Origin of the sequence: Pantoea sp. BJFS-204, from assembly GCF_049310725.1 — a bacterium.
In the GTDB taxonomy this organism is placed as follows: domain Bacteria; phylum Pseudomonadota; class Gammaproteobacteria; order Enterobacterales; family Enterobacteriaceae; genus Pantoea; species Pantoea agglomerans.
Window position 1 is genome coordinate 775,409 of record NZ_JBMOWE010000001.1, and the last position, 15,120, is coordinate 790,528.

Below are 15,120 nucleotides of genomic sequence, written 5' to 3' on the forward strand. Positions count from 1 at the left end.
TAATGTCGATTATCCTGGGTATTGATCCCGGCTCACGCATCACCGGTTATGGTGTTATTCGTCAGACTGGCCGCCAGCTCACTTATCTGGGCAGCGGCTGTATCCGCACCAATACCACCGAGTTGCCCGCCCGTCTGAAGCTGATTTATGCGGGCGTCTGTGAAATCATTACGCAATTTTCACCCGACTTCTTCGCCATTGAACAGGTGTTTATGGCGAAGAATGCAGACTCCGCGCTGAAGCTGGGCCAGGCGCGCGGTGCCGCGATTGTTGCCGCGGTTAACCACGATCTGCCGGTGTTTGAGTATGCCGCCCGTCAGGTAAAACAGACCGTCGTTGGCATCGGCAGCGCCGAGAAAAGTCAGGTGCAGCACATGGTGCGAACCCTGCTGAAGCTGCCGGCGAACCCGCAGGCAGATGCCGCCGATGCGCTGGCGATTGCCATTACGCACTGTCATGTGGCTCAGAATGCGGCTCGCATGAGTGACAGCAAGCTGGTGCTGACGCGCGGACGGTTACGCTCAGGTTAGCCGTCATCGCTCAGGTCGCACTCACAGGCTGGATATTCATCCAGCCTTTTTTATGTTATAAAATCCGCCACATTCGTTAGTTAAGGAAGCGTTCAGGTGATAGGTCGTTTACGGGGCAATATTCTGGAAAAGCAGCCGCCACTGGTACTGCTTGAGGCACACGGCGTCGGCTATGAAATTTATATGCCCATGACCTGTTTTTATGAGTTGCCTGAACTTCAGCACGAAGCGGTGATTTTTACCCACTTTGTGGTGCGTGAAGATGCGCAGCTGCTGTTTGGTTTTAACAGCAAGCAGGAGCGCGCGCTGTTTCGCGAACTGATTAAAGTGAATGGCGTAGGACCTAAGCTGGCGCTGGCGATCCTCTCCGGCATGTCGGCGCAGCAGTTTGTGACCGCTGTAGAGAAAGAGGAGATCGCGTCACTGGTGAAACTGCCAGGCGTGGGCAAAAAGACGGCTGAGCGTCTGGTGGTCGAAATGAAGGACCGCTTCAAAGGAATGCACGGCGACCTGTTTGGCGGCGATTCTGCGTTTACGCTGACCACGCCGAGCGCCGAGCCGGAAACCAATGATGCGGAATCCGAAGCGGTTGCAGCGCTGGTATCACTGGGTTATAAACCGCAGGAAGCGAGCCGTATGATCAGTAAAGTCGGTCGACCGGATGCGGATTGCGAAACCCTGATCCGCGAAGCGCTACGCGCCGCCATTTGAGGTAAGTCATGATAGAAGCCGACCGCCTGATCTCCGCTGCCAGTATCAGCGAAGAAGAGGTTATTGACCGCGCTATTCGCCCGAAGATGCTGACCGAGTATGTCGGTCAGCCGCAGGTGCGTGAGCAGATGGAGATTTTCATCAAGGCAGCGCAACTGCGCGGCGATGCGCTCGACCATCTGCTGATCTTCGGGCCGCCGGGACTGGGTAAAACCACCCTGGCGAACATCGTGGCCAACGAGATGGGCGTTAATCTTCGCACTACCTCAGGTCCGGTGCTGGAAAAGGCGGGCGACCTGGCGGCAATGCTGACCAACCTTGAACCGCATGACGTCCTGTTTATCGATGAAATCCATCGCCTCTCACCGGTGGTGGAAGAGATACTCTACCCGGCGATGGAAGATTATCAGCTGGATATCATGATCGGCGAAGGCCCGGCTGCGCGCTCAATCAAGCTCGATCTGCCGCCGTTTACCCTGATTGGCGCCACTACGCGTGCTGGCTCGCTGACCTCGCCGCTGCGCGATCGTTTTGGCATTGTGCAGCGGCTTGAGTTCTACCAGGTTAAAGATTTGCAGCACATCGTGGGCCGCAGCGCCGCCTGTCTGGGTCTGGCGCTGAGTGACGAAGGGGCGTTAGAGATCGCCCGTCGCGCCCGCGGCACACCGCGTATCGCCAACCGCCTGCTGCGCCGCGTTCGTGACTTCGCCGAAGTGCGGGCAAATGGTGACCTGAGCGGTGAAGTCTCCTGCAGCGCGCTGGATATGCTTAACGTAGACAGCGAAGGGTTCGATTATATGGACCGTAAACTGCTGCTGGCGATCATCGACAAATTTATGGGTGGGCCGGTGGGGCTGGATAACCTGGCTGCGGCCATTGGTGAAGAGCGCGAAACCATCGAAGATGTGATTGAACCCTTCCTGATTCAGCAGGGCTTCATTCAGCGCACACCGCGTGGCCGGATGGCCACGCAGCACGCTTATCGTCACTTCGGCATTACGCGCGAAGAGTAATTAGACTGCTGGTTTCCGGACCATACTGAAAATAAACAGGATGGCGGCGCAGAGCACCACTGACGGCCCGGCAGGGGTGTCGTAGAAGGCGGAGAAGGTCAGGCCGCCGGTGACGGCAATCACCCCGATGACTACGGCGACGGCCGCCATGCCTTCCGGTGAACGCACAAAGCGACGAGCGGTCGCAGCGGGGATAATCAGCAGTGAGGTGATAATCAGCGCACCCACGAACTTCATTGCCACTCCGATAGTCAGTGCCGTGACCAGCATCAGGATCAGACGGGTACGCTGGATATTGACGCCGTCCACCTGGGCCAGTTCCGGGCTGATGGTCATCGACAGCAGCGACCGCCACTGCCACGCCATCACCAGCAGCACGATCACCACGCCGCCACCCATCATCCAGAGATCGTCTGGCGTCACCGCCAGCAGATCGCCAAACAGATAAGCCATCAGATCGACGCGAACGTTCTTCATCAGGCTGACCACCACCAGGCCCAGCGACAGCGCGCTGTGCGCCATAATCCCCAGCAGGGTATCGATAGCCAGATGTGGACGACGCTCCAGCCAGACCAGTCCCAGCGCCAGGCAGACCGTGACCAGAATCACCGCGTAGTAAGGATTCACGTTAAACAGCAGGCCAAATGCCACGCCAAGCAGAGAGGCATGCGCCAGGGTATCGCCGAAATAGGACATCTTGCGCCAGACAACAAACGATCCCAGCGGACCGGCAGCCAGCGCTAACATCACACCGCCTATCCAGCCCGGTAATAACAACTCAATCATGATGGACCCTGTCCTTTGCGTAAAACGATACGTCCCTGAAGGTCGTGACGGTGATTATGATGATGACGATAAATCGCCAGCTCCTCCGCGCCGCGCGGACCAAACATGGCGATAAATTCCGGATGCTGCGATACCGCTTCCGGTGTGCCGGAACAACAGATGTGATGGTTAAGGCACAGCACTTCGTCGGTTTTGGCCATCACCAGATGCAGATCGTGGGAGACCATCAGTACGCCGCAGTTCAGTTCAACGCGTAACTGATTGATAAGGTCATAGAGTGACACCTGACCATTCACATCCACACCCTGGGTAGGCTCATCGAGTACCAGCAACTGAGGCTGATTCAGCAGAGCGCGCGCCAGCAGCACACGCTGGGTTTCACCACCGGAAAGCTTTTGCAGCGGGGCGTTGAGCAGGTGACCCGCCTGCACGCGTTTCAGTGCCGGCAGGATCTCGGCGTTTTTGCTGCCACGGGTCAGACGCATAAAGCGTTCAACGGTCACCGGCAGGGTCGGGTCGATGTGCAGCTTCTGTGGCACATAGCCAATTCGCAGGCCGGGATCACGCTGAACGCTACCGGTGGTGGGAGCGAGCAGTCCCAGCACCACACGCACCAGCGTTGATTTTCCGGCACCGTTAGGACCCAGCAGGGTGAGGATGCGGCCAGGCTGCAGTGCCAGGCTGACACCGGATAACACATTGCGCTGGTTAAACTTTATCGAAACATTATCGAGTGTGACAAGTGAGGTCATAGTATTTACAGGTTGCACAGAATTTCGAATGTTATAATATCACATTCCACCTCATGGTCACGATGGAATGACGCAATATGTTACATAATAAAAAGGGCGCAATTTTCGCCTTAACTGCTTTCTCCGTTACAGCTTCGTTAACCCTTCCAGCTCAGGCGAATGTCGTGGCTTCACTCAAACCGGTAGGGTTTATTGCTGCGGCCATTGCCGATGGTGTCACACCGGTTGACGTTCTGCTACCGGACGGTGCCTCTGAACACGATTATTCCCTGCGGCCCTCAGATGCAAAACGCTTAAAAAACGCGGACTTAGTTGTATGGGTCGGGCCTGAAATGGAAGCCTTTATGGCGAAGTCTGCGGCTGAACTTCCGGCCCAAAAAAACCTCGCGATGGTGAACATCGACGGGGTAAAACCGTTATTGATTAGCGGTGGTGAAGATGAAGATGAACACACAGCGGAAAAATCCGAAGAACAGGACGCCGATGCCCATCACCATCATCACGGCGAGTTTAATATGCACCTGTGGTTGTCGCCAGAGATTGCGCGTAAGACCGCGGTTGCAATCCATGGAAAATTATTGGAACTTATGCCGCAAGATAAAGCCAAACTTGACGCCAACCTCCAGCAGTTTGAGGTAGCTTTGGCGGACACGGACAAACGCGTTAGCGCACAACTCGCTCCGGTCAGAAATAAAGGATATTTCGTTTTTCACGACGCTTACACGTACTTTGAAAAACAATACGGTCTCTCGCCCACCGGGCACTTTACCGTCAATCCTGAAATTCAACCGGGCGCTCAGCGTTTACATCAGATACGAACACAGTTGGTTGAGCAAAAGGCGGTCTGCGTCTTTGCTGAGCCACAATTCAGGCCAGCAGTCATCGATGCTGTCGCCCGCGGAACGCAGGTGCGTAAAGGCACGCTCGATCCCCTGGGAACAGACATCAGCTTAGCCAAAGACAGCTATGTGAAATTCCTCTCACAACTGTCGAGCCAGTATGAAAGCTGCCTGAATGGAGCATGAGGAATAGGTAAAAGTGCAGCAGATAGCCCGCTCTGTCGCCCTCGCATTTAATAATTTGCCGCGCCCCCACCGCGTAATGCTGGGTTCTTTAACTGTAGTCACTCTGGCCGTCGCTGTCTGGCGGCCTTACGTTTATCATCCTTCGGATGATGTGACGCCCATCGTCAAAAACATTGAACTGGATAAGAACACCTTCCGCACGCTGTTGCCGGAAGCCAGTGAGCCTATCGATCAGAGCACACCGGAACCGGAAGAAGAATTGCCTGCGGACGATGTGGACACTGACGTGCCCGAAACGGCCGGTGTTCACGACTACACCGTTTCATCCGGCGATACCCTGAGCAGTGCCCTGAATCAGTATGGCATCGACATCAGTGACATTAATGCGCTGGTGATGAGCGACCGCGATCTGCGTAATCTGCAGGTTGGTCAGCAGCTGAGCTGGACGCTGGATGATGATGGCGGCCTGAAAACCCTGAGCTGGGAAATTTCCCGCCGTGAAACCCGCACCTATGAGCGCACCCCTAAAGGCGGCTTTAAGATGGATGCGGAGATGCAGAAGGGCGAATGGCGCAACAGCGTGATGCAGGGCGAAGTGCGCGGCAGTTTTGCCGCCAGCGCCCAGCGTGCCGGGCTGAGCAGTGCCGAAGCCAGCGCCGTGATCAAAGCGCTGCAGTGGCAGATGGATTTCCGTAAGCTGCGTGCGGGTGACCAGTTCAGCGTACTGATGTCACGCGAAATGCTGGATGGCAAGAGTGCGCAAAGTCAGTTGCTGGGTGTGCGCCTGCGCAGCGGGGGTAAAGACTATTACGCTTTCCGCGCCGAAGATGGCAAGTTCTACGATCGCAGCGGCTCCGGTCTGGCGCGCGGCTTTATGCGCTTCCCGACGGTTAAGCAGTATCGTGTCTCCTCTAACTTTAATCCGCGTCGTCTTAACCCGGTTACTGGCCGCATTGCGCCTCATAAAGGCGTCGACTTTGCGCTGCCGATCGGTACGCCGGTGCTGGCAGTGGGTGATGGTGAGATTGTCGTGGCGAAGAACGGCGGTGCCGCGGGTAACTATGTCGCCATTCGTCATGGCCGTCAGTATATGACGCGCTATATGCACATGAAGAAAGTGCTGGTGAAGCCAGGTCAGAAAGTGAAGCGTGGCGACCGTATTGGACTGTCAGGCAACACCGGACGTTCCACCGGGCCGCATCTGCATTTTGAAATCTGGATCAATAATCAGGCGGTCAACCCCTTAACGGCGAAACTGCCGCGCATGGAAGGCCTGACCGGTAAAGATCGCAGCGATTACATGGCACAGGTTAAATCCTGGTTGCCTCAGCTGGGTCTGAAGTAAGCGAATTTCGTCAAATCGCGCAAAAACCGACGGGTTTCCCGTCGGTTTTTTGCTATATGGCGCAGGATGATTGCAAATTTTCAGGTCGTCACTATCATTAGCCGGTCATTGCTTGAGGCGAGTGCATGGAAACCCGTAAAAAAAATAACACTGAATTTATTCCCGTTTTTGAACGTTCTTTTCTCAAACCTAAATACTGGGGCAGCTGGCTGGCAATTGGTGCGTTGGCGGGTCTGGCGTATTTACCGCCGAAAGTGCGCGATCCGCTGCTGGGTCGGTTAGGCAAATTCGCCGGTAAGCTGGCAAAGGGCGCACGTCGCCGTGCGCTGATTAACCTCTATTACTGTCTGCCGGAACTCAGCGAGGCGCAGCGTGCAACGCTGGTCGATGAGATGTTTGCGACGGCACCGCAGGCGATGGCAATGATGACCGAGCTGGTGCTGCGCGATCCGGCGAGTATCCGTGAACGTGTAGAGTGGCATGGTCGTGACATTATCGACCAGATGAAAGCGGACCAGCAGAATGTGATTTTCCTGGTGCCACACGGCTGGGCGGTGGATATTCCTGCCATGCTGCTGGCGTCAGAAGGGCAAAAGATGGCGGCAATGTTCCATAACCAGAGCGATCCGCTGATGGACTATGCGTGGAACACCGCACGCCGCGGTTATGGCGGACGGCTTCATGCCCGCAACGACGGCATTAAACCCTTTATCAGTTCGATCCGTCAGGGCTACTGGGGCTACTACCTGCCCGATCAGGATCATGGCCCGGAGCACAGCGAGTTCGTCGATTTCTTTGCCACCTATAAAGCGACGCTGCCTGCGGTAGGGCGACTGATGAAAGTCTGCCGCGCTCGTGTGGTGCCGCTGTTTCCGGTTTATAACAGCGAAACGCACAAGCTTGAGATTTATGTGCGTCCGCCGATGGACGATCTGCTGGAAGCTGACGATCACCAGTTGGCTCGCCGGATGAATGAAGAAGTGGAAGTGTTTGTCCGCCCGCATCCCGAGCAGTACACCTGGATCCTCAAGCTGCTGAAGACCCGCAAAGAGGGTGACATCGAGCCCTATTCGCGCAAAGATCTCTATCCGCGCAAATAGCAAAAAGGCCGCGAAAACGGCCTTTTCTTATCACTTAATCACTGGCTACAGGTGTGTGCTCCCTTGCTTTGAGCTTCTGAGCTGCCTGCTCAGGACACACCTGTGGCTGGGCTGCCTTTTTATAACGCCTCCAGCCTGCTGCGACGTTTACGCTCGCGCATAAACAGGATCACCAGGCCAAACCAGAGCACGCCGCTGATAAAGTTGACCAGGCAGAACCACAGCGTGCCGCCGCTGAAGTAGCCACTTTTCGCCAGCTCAATTCCCACCGCCAGCGTCATAATACTGATCATTCCCAGCATCGCTGCCACGCTGCCTTTGCCTTCGTTGCTGGCGTAGAGCGTCAGGCGATACAGTCCGGCATTGACCATGCCAGCACCAAAGGCGTAGAGACTCAGGCCAGCGGTTATCAGCAGATAACCGTGGCTGTTCATCAGGCTCGCCACCAGCGCCAGGCTCAGACCAATCAGAATCGGCCAGGCGGCGAACTTCACCGGCTGTTCAATCGGCACGCGTCCCGCCAGCTTACTCAGCGTCAGGTTACCGGCGATCATCGCCAGAAATACCGGCAGCTGCAACAGGGCGTACTGCATGCGTGACAGACCTTCGTCGTGCATCAGGATCACCGGCGAAAGGGCAACCCAGGTGAGGATCGGGATAAACACCAGCCCGATAGCGAAGGAACCAAACATCACCAGCCGGTCTTTCATCAGCCGGCCATAGTTGCGTGCCAGATTGGGCAGGGCGATGGAATGACTGCGGTCACCAGCGGTTTCGGGCATCACACGCCACAGCACCACAAAGGCGACCAGGCTGCAGGCGGCAAACAGCCAGAACATGCTGCGCCAGCTGCCAATGGTGAGCCAGGCTGCACCGGCAAGCGGACCCGCCAGCGGAGCCAGCAGCGCCACGTTGGCCATCAGCGCCATCATGCGCACCGCCAGCGCCTCATCGAAGGCTTCCTGAATTGCGGCATAACCGACCGCGCCGATAAAGCAGAGGCTGATGCCCTGAATAAAGCGCAGGCTGACAAATTCTTCAATCGAGCTGACCCAGTGCATCAGCATGCAGGCGACGGCAAAAAACAGGATGCCGAAGAGCATCACCGGTCGCCGGCCAAACTTATCAGAGAGAGGACCCAGCAGCCATTGCAGCACCACGCCGCCAATCAGGTAGGCGGTCAGGGAGGTGGAGACCCATTCAGGGCCGACGGAAAATTCGCTGGTGACGATCAGCATGCCAGGCTGGATCATGTCATGAGCAATATAGGTGGCAAACTCGAACAGCACTAACGCCAGAGGAAAGAGTAAAATTCGGCCGGTAAGCTGGCTGATGGGGTGGAAACGGGCCATCTGGCCTCCTTGTCAGAAAAGAAAACGCGACTGCCAGGCAGTCGCGTCGTTTATTCTACACCGACAATGTAAACCCGGGCTCAATTAATCCACGCGCAGCACACGTGTGGTATTGGTGGTGCCGGTGGCGCCCATCACATCGCCCTGCGTCACAATGACCAGATCGCCAGAGACCAGGAAGCCTTTGTCGCGCAGCAGGTTAACCGCATCGTGTGCAGCAGCCACACCGTCGTTATTGCTGTCGAAGAACACCGGCGTTACGCCGCGATAGAGCGCGGTGAGATTCAGTGTGCGTTCATGGCGTGACATGGCAAAAATCGGCAGGCCTGAGGTGATACGTGAGGTCATCAGCGGGGTACGGCCCGACTCGGTCATGGTGATGATCGCGGTGACGCCCTGCAGGTGGTTCGCGGCGTACATGGATGACATAGCAATCGCTTCTTCGACATTGTCGAACTGCACGTCCAGACGATGCTTGGAGACGTTGACGCTCGGGATCTTCTCTGCACCCAGACAGACCTTCGCCATCGCTGAGACAGTTTCAGCCGGATACTGGCCCGCTGCGGTTTCCGCAGAGAGCATCACGGCATCGGTGCCATCCAGCACGGCGTTCGCCACGTCCATCACTTCTGCGCGGGTCGGCATCGGGTTTGTGATCATCGACTCCATCATCTGCGTCGCGGTAATGATGGTGCGGTTAAGCTGGCGGGCACGACGAATCAATGCTTTCTGAATGCCGACCAGTTCCGGATCGCCAATCTCAACGCCCAGATCGCCACGCGCCACCATCACCACATCAGAGGCCAGAATGATGTCATCCATCGCTTCCTGGCTGGCGACCGCTTCGGCACGTTCTACTTTTGCGACCAGTTTGGCGTCACAACCCGCTTCGCGCGCCAGACGACGTGCCAGATTCATATCTTCGCCACAGCGTGGGAAAGAGACGGCCAGATAGTCGACGCGGATTTTGGCGGCAGTGATGATATCCGCTTTATCTTTTTCGGTCAGCGCTTCAGCTGAGAGTCCGCCGCCCAGTTTGTTAATGCCTTTGTTGTTCGACAGCGGGCCACCCACGGTGACTTCTGTGAACACTTTCATGTCCTGAACTTCCAGCACTTTCAGCTGCACGCGGCCATCATCCAGCAGCAGGATATCGCCCGGCACCACATCTGCCGGCAGGCCTTTGTAGTCGATACCGATGCGTTCTTTATCGCCTTCGCCTTTACCCAGATTGGCATCCAGCAGGAAGCGGTCGCCGATATTCAGGAAAACTTTGCCTTCTTTGAAGGTTGAAACACGAATTTTTGGACCCTGGAGGTCACCGAGGATGGCCACGTGGCGACCCAGTTTTGCGGCAATCTCGCGCACTTTATCGGCACGTAGCTGGTGATCTTCTGGCGTGCCGTGAGAGAAGTTGAGTCGTACAACGTTCGCGCCGGCAGCGATGATTTTTTCTAAATTATTATCACGATCGGTGGCCGGGCCGAGGGTTGTAACGATTTTGGTTCTTCTGAGACGTCTTGACATCGAGGACTCCGTAAACATTTAAGCGTGCCCTGGTCTGTGGACACAGCATGGTTATCTATTCTATATGATCGACGGGTTGTGATACGACTCACATTGTAAATGTGATGTTAATTTTTTTGCTGATCATCCTTTTCCCGAATGGTGTGCTTTTCGTAACGCGACGCTTTCAACGCCTCTTTCACGCGTTTCAGGTTTTCCCGGAAGGGCGCACCCCGTTCCAGGGTGAAACCGGTCGCCAACACATCGATCACGGTCAACTGCGCCAGGCGCGATACCATCGGCAAATAGATATCCGTATCTTCCGGTACATCAAGCACTAAAGCTATCGCTGCTTCATGGGCAAGGGGAGAATCGGCAGAGGTGATGGCTATAACGGTGGAACCGTTTACACGGGCCAGGCGAGCCAGTTCTACCATATTTTTTGTGCGTCCAGTATGCGAAATGAGAACAAAAACGTCACCGGCTCGACTATTTATGCAACTCATGCGCTGGATCACAATATCGTCTGACCAGATGACCGGAAGATTAAAGCGCAGAAATTTGGTAAAGGCGTCATGCGCCACCACAGCGGAAGCTCCCAGCCCGAAAAAGGCGAGTTTGTCAGCCTGAGTGAGCAGGGTGACGGCCTGCTGCAGTTGGGCGCTATCCAGCTGATCCCGTACCCGCTGCAGCCCTGCCAGCGCCGAGTCAAAGATTTTGTGGCTGTAGTTCTCCACACTGTCATCGTCCTCCACGCCCCGACTGACCCAGTTGCTGCTTTTCACCAGGCTCTGCGCCAGTTGCAGCTTAAAGTCGGGAAAGCCGCGCGCGCCCAGTCGATGACAGAAGCGATTCACCGTGGGTTCGCTGACGCACGCTTCGCGCGCCAGGGTCGCAATGCTGGAGTGCATCGCCGCCTGAGGCGCAGTCAGAATCTGCCGGGCGACTTTCTGTTCCGCATTGCTGAGCGCGGCAAACTGCGCCTCAATTTTTTCCAGCATATTCATAAGCCGATGACCATAATCACTTTTACCAATTTCAATTATCCCTGTCGTCAGAGTCGATTAACAGAGACTATATCGTGTCAGCACCTGCCAGGCGCAACGGCGGACAAGTCGATTGCCCTTTTTTTTGGGATACTTTGACCGGTGCCTGATTTTCCTGACACCAACAGACACAGAAAAAACCGGCAATCCGCACGTGTCATCACACGCGCTTAGCACATCCGGTACAGAGTTAATGCGGTTGACCCGGCGAGTCGGTTTACCTGGCGCGGGGAAAAAAGTACATTGTGCTCAAAGAAAATAATAACCTGGACCCGGTGGCAGAGGATGCATCACCACCGGACTATCCTGCAACGAGGAGAGGAAAATGGCGGTAACACAAACAGCCCAGGCATGCGATCTGGTGATTTTCGGTGCCAAAGGCGATCTTGCACGCCGTAAACTGTTGCCTTCACTGTACCAGTTAGAGAAAGCGGGGCAGATCCACGAGGAAACCCGCATTATTGGTGTCGGCCGTGCCGAGTGGGATAAAGCGGAATACACCAAAGTGGTACGTGAAGCGCTGGAAACCTTCATGAAGGAGAAGATTGACGAAGCGCTGTGGGACAAACTCAGCAATCGTCTCGACTTCTGCAACCTCGATGTCAACGACACCACGCACTTCCCGAAACTGGGCAAGATGCTGGACCAGAAAAATCGCACCACCATCAACTACTTCGCCATGCCACCCAGCACCTTTGGCGCCATCTGTCAGGGACTGGGCACCGCGAAGCTGAATGCTAAACCGGCGCGCGTAGTGATGGAGAAGCCGCTGGGCACCTCACTGGAAACCTCACAGGAGATCAACGACAGCGTTGGTGAGTACTTTGATGAGAGCCAGGTGTTCCGTATTGACCACTATCTCGGCAAAGAGACGGTGCTTAACCTGCTGGCGCTGCGCTTTGCCAACTCTATCTTCGTGAATAACTGGGATAACCGCACCATCGACCATGTCCAGATTACCGTGGCCGAAGAAGTGGGTATCGAAGGCCGCTGGGGTTACTTCGATAAAGCGGGCCAGATGCGCGACATGATCCAGAACCACCTGCTGCAGATTCTGACCATGATCGCCATGTCGCCGCCGTCCGATCTCAGCGCCGACAGCATCCGTGACGAAAAAGTTAAAGTGCTGCGCTCGCTGCGCCGCATCGATCAGACCAACGTGCGTGAGAAAACCGTTCGCGGCCAGTACACCGCTGGCTTTGTGCAGGGCAAAAAAGTGCCGGGTTACCTGGAAGAAGAGGGTGCCAATAAGTCGAGCGCCACAGAGACCTTCGTGGCAATTCGTGTCGATATCGACAACTGGCGCTGGGCGGGTGTGCCGTTCTACCTGCGCACCGGTAAGCGTTTGCCGACCAAGTGTTCAGAAGTCGTGGTCTACTTCAAAAACCCGGAAATGAACCTGTTTAAAGACTCCTACTCAGAGCTGCCGCAGAACAAGCTGACGATTCGTCTGCAGCCGGACGAAGGGGTGGATATCGAGATCCTGAACAAAGTGCCAGGCCTTGATCACAAGCACAAACTGCAGACCACCAAGCTGGATCTGAGCTACTCCGAGACCTTTAACCAGTCGCACCTTGCCGATGCTTACGAGCGTCTGCTGCTGGAGAGCATGCGTGGTATCCAGGCGCTGTTTGTGCGCCGCGATGAAGTTGAAGCCGCATGGACCTATGTTGATTCTATTATCGACGCCTGGGCTGCGGACGGCGACTCTTCCAAGCCGTATCAGGCGGGCACCTGGGGCCCGGTGGCCTCAGTGGCGATGATTACCCGCGATGGCCGCTCGTGGAACGAGTTCGAATAACGGAAGTGATGATGAAGCCCGCAACGCGGGCTTTTTTTTCGCCCTTAATCCGGGCCAGTCAACACGAATAAAATTGAACTGCCGTTTCAAAATGGTCGCAGGATGATAGACGCTCAGGAAGTTGATCATGTATGGTAGTGACGCAATTTACAGGGCAGGAGCCGATGCTCCATGACCGGGTCGCAATCCCGGTGTTATCAAGCAAGGGGAACTGATGAAAAACTGGATAATGAGTGCAGAACAGATTCTGACCACCGGACCTGTGGTGCCGGTCATCGTTGTGAACAAACTGGAACACGCCGTGCCGATGGCAAAAGCGCTGGTGGCAGGCGGTGTCAGAGTGCTGGAAGTGACGCTGCGCACGCCAGTGGCGATGGATGCCTTACGTGCGATGATTAAAGAAGTGCCGGATGCGATCGTCGGTGCGGGAACGGTGATTAATCCGCAGCAGTTACAGGAAGTGACCGATGCAGGTGCGCAGTTTGTGATCAGCCCTGGCGTCACCGAGTCGCTGCTGAAAGCGGCCGTTGAAGGGCCGGTGCCATTGATTCCCGGCATCAGCACCGTTTCTGAGTTAATGACCGGTATGGACTACGGTCTGCGCGAGTTCAAGTTTTTCCCGGCAGAAGCAAACGGCGGCGTTAAAGCGCTGCAGGCGATTGGCGGACCCTTCCCGCAGGTGCGATTCTGCCCGACCGGCGGCATCTCTCCGGCGAACTACCGTGACTATCTGGCGCTGAAAAGCGTGCTGTGCATCGGCGGTTCCTGGCTGGTGCCCAACGACGCGCTGGAAGCGGGCGACTGGGATCGCATCACCCGCCTGGCACGCGAAGCTGTTGAAGGCGCGAAGTAAGTTATGGCGGTGAACGTCTGCTCACCGCACACGTTTATCCCTGAACCGTGACCGCTGCTGCGCTGGCAACGGCACGCGCAATCGCCTGATCGGTGCTGTCACCGCTGGCGAGCGCCACGCCCAGCCGACGCTGGCCGCTGATTTCCGGCTTGCCGAACAGGCGCAGTTGCAGACCGGCACCCAGCGCCGCTTCGACATTCACAAACTGCACATTCTGGCTGGTCAGTTGCGGCAGAATAACGGCAGACGCTGACGGACCATACTGGCGAATCGCGCCAATCGGCAGGCCGAGAAACGCCCGCACGTGCAGCGCAAACTCTGACAGATCCTGCGAAATCAGCGTCACCATGCCGGTGTCGTGAGGACGCGGCGAAACTTCGCTGAATACCACCTCATCACCGCAGACAAACAGCTCAACGCCAAACAAGCCATAGCCACCCAGCGCCTTAACCACCTGCGCGGCAACCTCCTGCGCCCGCTGCAGCGCCACCTCACTCATCTGCTGCGGCTGCCAGGATTCACGATAATCGCCATCCTCCTGACGGTGACCAATCGGCGCACAGAAGTGAATGCCATCGACTGCGCTGATGGTGAGCAGGGTGATCTCGAAATCGAAGTCGACAACGCCTTCGACTATGACGCGTCCGGCACCCGCGCGGCCACCCTGTTGCGCATAGTCCCAGGCGTTATCGAGCTGGCTGGCGTCGCGGATAAAGCTCTGACCTTTGCCGGATGAACTCATTACCGGCTTCGCAATGCAGGGAAAGCCGATTTCGGTAGCCGCTTCATCAAAGCGTGCCTTGCTATCGGCAAAGCGATAGCGGGAGGTCGGCAGAGAGAGCTCTTCAGCCGCCAGTCGACGAATGCCTTCGCGGTTCATGGTCAGCCGGGCGGCACGGGCAGTCGGCACCACGCGCTGGCCTTGCTGCTCCAGCTCAACCAGGGTCTCCGTGGCGATAGCTTCGATTTCCGGTACGACAAAATCAGGCTTCTCTTCAGCGATTAGCGCAGCCAGTGCCGCGCCATCCAGCATGTTAATCACATGGCTGCGATGGGCGACGTGCATCGCCGGGGCATCGGCGTAACGATCAACCGCGATCACTTCCACACCCAGACGCTGACACTCCAGCGCCACCTCTTTACCCAGTTCACCTGAACCCAATAGCATCACACGCGTTGCTGCCGGACGCAGCGCTGTTCCGAGAGTCGTCATACATTCACCTAAGCTGTCAAAATTCGCGCGCAAGTATAAACGAAAACGTTTGCGTTCTCATCTTTCGTCCATCTGACACGACCTTTT

Annotated in this window: 14 protein-coding genes; 8 read left to right on the forward strand and 6 right to left on the reverse strand. The window is 56.3% G+C overall.

Annotation, left to right across the window (positions count from 1 at the left end; genetic code table 11):
- Positions 1 to 2 precede the first annotated feature (2 nt).
- From ruvC to ruvB, 3 genes are all read left to right on the forward strand, one after another.
- Positions 3 to 530 carry a crossover junction endodeoxyribonuclease RuvC gene (gene ruvC, locus ACO6VX_RS03475; RefSeq protein WP_003849205.1) on the forward strand — a complete coding sequence of 176 codons (528 nt, stop codon included), beginning with the start codon at positions 3 to 5 and terminating at the stop codon, positions 528 to 530.
- A 96-nt stretch (positions 531 to 626) separates the two neighbouring features.
- Positions 627 to 1,241: a Holliday junction branch migration protein RuvA gene (ruvA, locus tag ACO6VX_RS03480; RefSeq protein WP_003849207.1), complete on the forward strand. Its 615-nt coding sequence runs from the start codon at positions 627 to 629 to the stop codon at positions 1,239 to 1,241.
- Positions 1,242 to 1,249: 8 nt separating this feature from the next.
- On the forward strand, positions 1,250 to 2,254 hold the full coding sequence (gene ruvB / locus ACO6VX_RS03485) for a Holliday junction branch migration DNA helicase RuvB (protein ID WP_010258640.1): 1,005 nt from the start codon (positions 1,250 to 1,252) through the stop codon (positions 2,252 to 2,254).
- Here the strand turns inward: ruvB and znuB are convergent, their stop codons facing one another.
- Both znuB and znuC read right to left on the reverse strand, forming a co-directional pair.
- Positions 2,255 to 3,040, reverse strand: a complete 786-nt coding sequence (gene znuB / locus ACO6VX_RS03490) for a zinc ABC transporter permease subunit ZnuB (RefSeq protein ID WP_010258643.1) — start codon at positions 3,038 to 3,040, stop codon at positions 2,255 to 2,257.
- The gene (gene znuC, locus ACO6VX_RS03495; RefSeq protein ID WP_010258646.1) at positions 3,037 to 3,792 is read right to left on the reverse strand and encodes a zinc ABC transporter ATP-binding protein ZnuC; all 756 of its coding nucleotides are present in this window, start codon (positions 3,790 to 3,792) and stop codon (positions 3,037 to 3,039) included. The genes znuB and znuC overlap by 4 nt, the downstream gene beginning before the upstream one ends.
- A gap of 77 nt (positions 3,793 to 3,869) precedes the next feature.
- Here znuC and znuA point away from each other — a divergent pair, with 77 nt between their 5' ends.
- The 3 genes from znuA (at position 3,870) to lpxM (ending at position 7,262) form a co-directional block, all read left to right on the forward strand.
- Positions 3,870 to 4,817, forward strand: a complete 948-nt coding sequence (znuA, locus tag ACO6VX_RS03500; RefSeq protein ID WP_010670802.1) for a zinc ABC transporter substrate-binding protein ZnuA — start codon at positions 3,870 to 3,872, stop codon at positions 4,815 to 4,817.
- 13 nt (positions 4,818 to 4,830) lie between these two features.
- On the forward strand, positions 4,831 to 6,162 hold the full coding sequence (gene mepM / locus ACO6VX_RS03505; protein WP_010258653.1) for a murein DD-endopeptidase MepM: 1,332 nt from the start codon (positions 4,831 to 4,833) through the stop codon (positions 6,160 to 6,162).
- A 125-nt stretch (positions 6,163 to 6,287) separates the two neighbouring features.
- Positions 6,288 to 7,262 carry a lauroyl-Kdo(2)-lipid IV(A) myristoyltransferase gene (gene lpxM, locus ACO6VX_RS03510; RefSeq protein ID WP_122888765.1) on the forward strand — a complete coding sequence of 325 codons (975 nt, stop codon included), beginning with the start codon at positions 6,288 to 6,290 and terminating at the stop codon, positions 7,260 to 7,262.
- Positions 7,263 to 7,381: 119 nt separating this feature from the next.
- On the opposite strand, the gene ACO6VX_RS03515 is transcribed toward lpxM, so the two are convergent.
- From ACO6VX_RS03515 to ACO6VX_RS03525, 3 genes are all read right to left on the reverse strand, one after another.
- Positions 7,382 to 8,614 carry an MFS transporter gene (locus ACO6VX_RS03515; RefSeq protein WP_022625519.1) on the reverse strand — a complete coding sequence of 411 codons (1,233 nt, stop codon included), beginning with the start codon at positions 8,612 to 8,614 and terminating at the stop codon, positions 7,382 to 7,384.
- 84 nt (positions 8,615 to 8,698) lie between these two features.
- Positions 8,699 to 10,141: a pyruvate kinase gene (gene pyk, locus ACO6VX_RS03520; RefSeq protein WP_422457676.1), complete on the reverse strand. Its 1,443-nt coding sequence runs from the start codon at positions 10,139 to 10,141 to the stop codon at positions 8,699 to 8,701.
- A gap of 107 nt (positions 10,142 to 10,248) precedes the next feature.
- Positions 10,249 to 11,127: a MurR/RpiR family transcriptional regulator gene (locus ACO6VX_RS03525; protein ID WP_010670799.1), complete on the reverse strand. Its 879-nt coding sequence runs from the start codon at positions 11,125 to 11,127 to the stop codon at positions 10,249 to 10,251.
- 364 nt (positions 11,128 to 11,491) lie between these two features.
- Here ACO6VX_RS03525 and zwf point away from each other — a divergent pair, with 364 nt between their 5' ends.
- Both zwf and ACO6VX_RS03535 read left to right on the forward strand, forming a co-directional pair.
- Complete coding sequence (gene zwf / locus ACO6VX_RS03530) at positions 11,492 to 12,967, forward strand: glucose-6-phosphate dehydrogenase (RefSeq protein ID WP_010258671.1); 1,476 nt, start codon at positions 11,492 to 11,494, stop codon at positions 12,965 to 12,967.
- A gap of 214 nt (positions 12,968 to 13,181) precedes the next feature.
- Positions 13,182 to 13,820: a bifunctional 4-hydroxy-2-oxoglutarate aldolase/2-dehydro-3-deoxy-phosphogluconate aldolase gene (locus ACO6VX_RS03535; RefSeq protein WP_422457679.1), complete on the forward strand. Its 639-nt coding sequence runs from the start codon at positions 13,182 to 13,184 to the stop codon at positions 13,818 to 13,820.
- Positions 13,821 to 13,854: 34 nt separating this feature from the next.
- On the opposite strand, the gene purT is transcribed toward ACO6VX_RS03535, so the two are convergent.
- Positions 13,855 to 15,033 (reverse strand): formate-dependent phosphoribosylglycinamide formyltransferase, encoded by a 1,179-nt coding sequence (purT, locus tag ACO6VX_RS03540; RefSeq protein WP_033787954.1) that lies wholly within the window; start codon positions 15,031 to 15,033, stop codon positions 13,855 to 13,857.
- Positions 15,034 to 15,120: the final 87 nt, after the last annotated feature.

Excerpts from the sequence above, each read along its gene's own strand:
- ruvB (WP_010258640.1), top strand. The coding sequence starts at position 1,250 with ATGATAGAAGCCGACCGCCTGATCTCCGCTGCCAGTATCAGCGAAGAA.
- ACO6VX_RS03535 (WP_422457679.1), top strand. The coding sequence starts at position 13,182 with ATGAAAAACTGGATAATGAGTGCAGAACAGATTCTGACCACCGGACCT.
- znuC (WP_010258646.1), bottom strand. The coding sequence starts at position 3,792 with ATGACCTCACTTGTCACACTCGATAATGTTTCGATAAAGTTTAACCAG.
- pyk (WP_422457676.1), bottom strand. The coding sequence starts at position 10,141 with ATGTCAAGACGTCTCAGAAGAACCAAAATCGTTACAACCCTCGGCCCG.
- purT (WP_033787954.1), bottom strand. The coding sequence starts at position 15,033 with ATGACGACTCTCGGAACAGCGCTGCGTCCGGCAGCAACGCGTGTGATG.
- lpxM (WP_122888765.1), top strand. The coding sequence starts at position 6,288 with ATGGAAACCCGTAAAAAAAATAACACTGAATTTATTCCCGTTTTTGAA.
- ACO6VX_RS03525 (WP_010670799.1), bottom strand. The coding sequence starts at position 11,127 with ATGAATATGCTGGAAAAAATTGAGGCGCAGTTTGCCGCGCTCAGCAAT.
- ruvC (WP_003849205.1), top strand. The coding sequence starts at position 3 with ATGTCGATTATCCTGGGTATTGATCCCGGCTCACGCATCACCGGTTAT.
- znuA (WP_010670802.1), top strand. The coding sequence starts at position 3,870 with ATGTTACATAATAAAAAGGGCGCAATTTTCGCCTTAACTGCTTTCTCC.
- zwf (WP_010258671.1), top strand. The coding sequence starts at position 11,492 with ATGGCGGTAACACAAACAGCCCAGGCATGCGATCTGGTGATTTTCGGT.
- znuB (WP_010258643.1), bottom strand. The coding sequence starts at position 3,040 with ATGATTGAGTTGTTATTACCGGGCTGGATAGGCGGTGTGATGTTAGCG.
- ACO6VX_RS03515 (WP_022625519.1), bottom strand. The coding sequence starts at position 8,614 with ATGGCCCGTTTCCACCCCATCAGCCAGCTTACCGGCCGAATTTTACTC.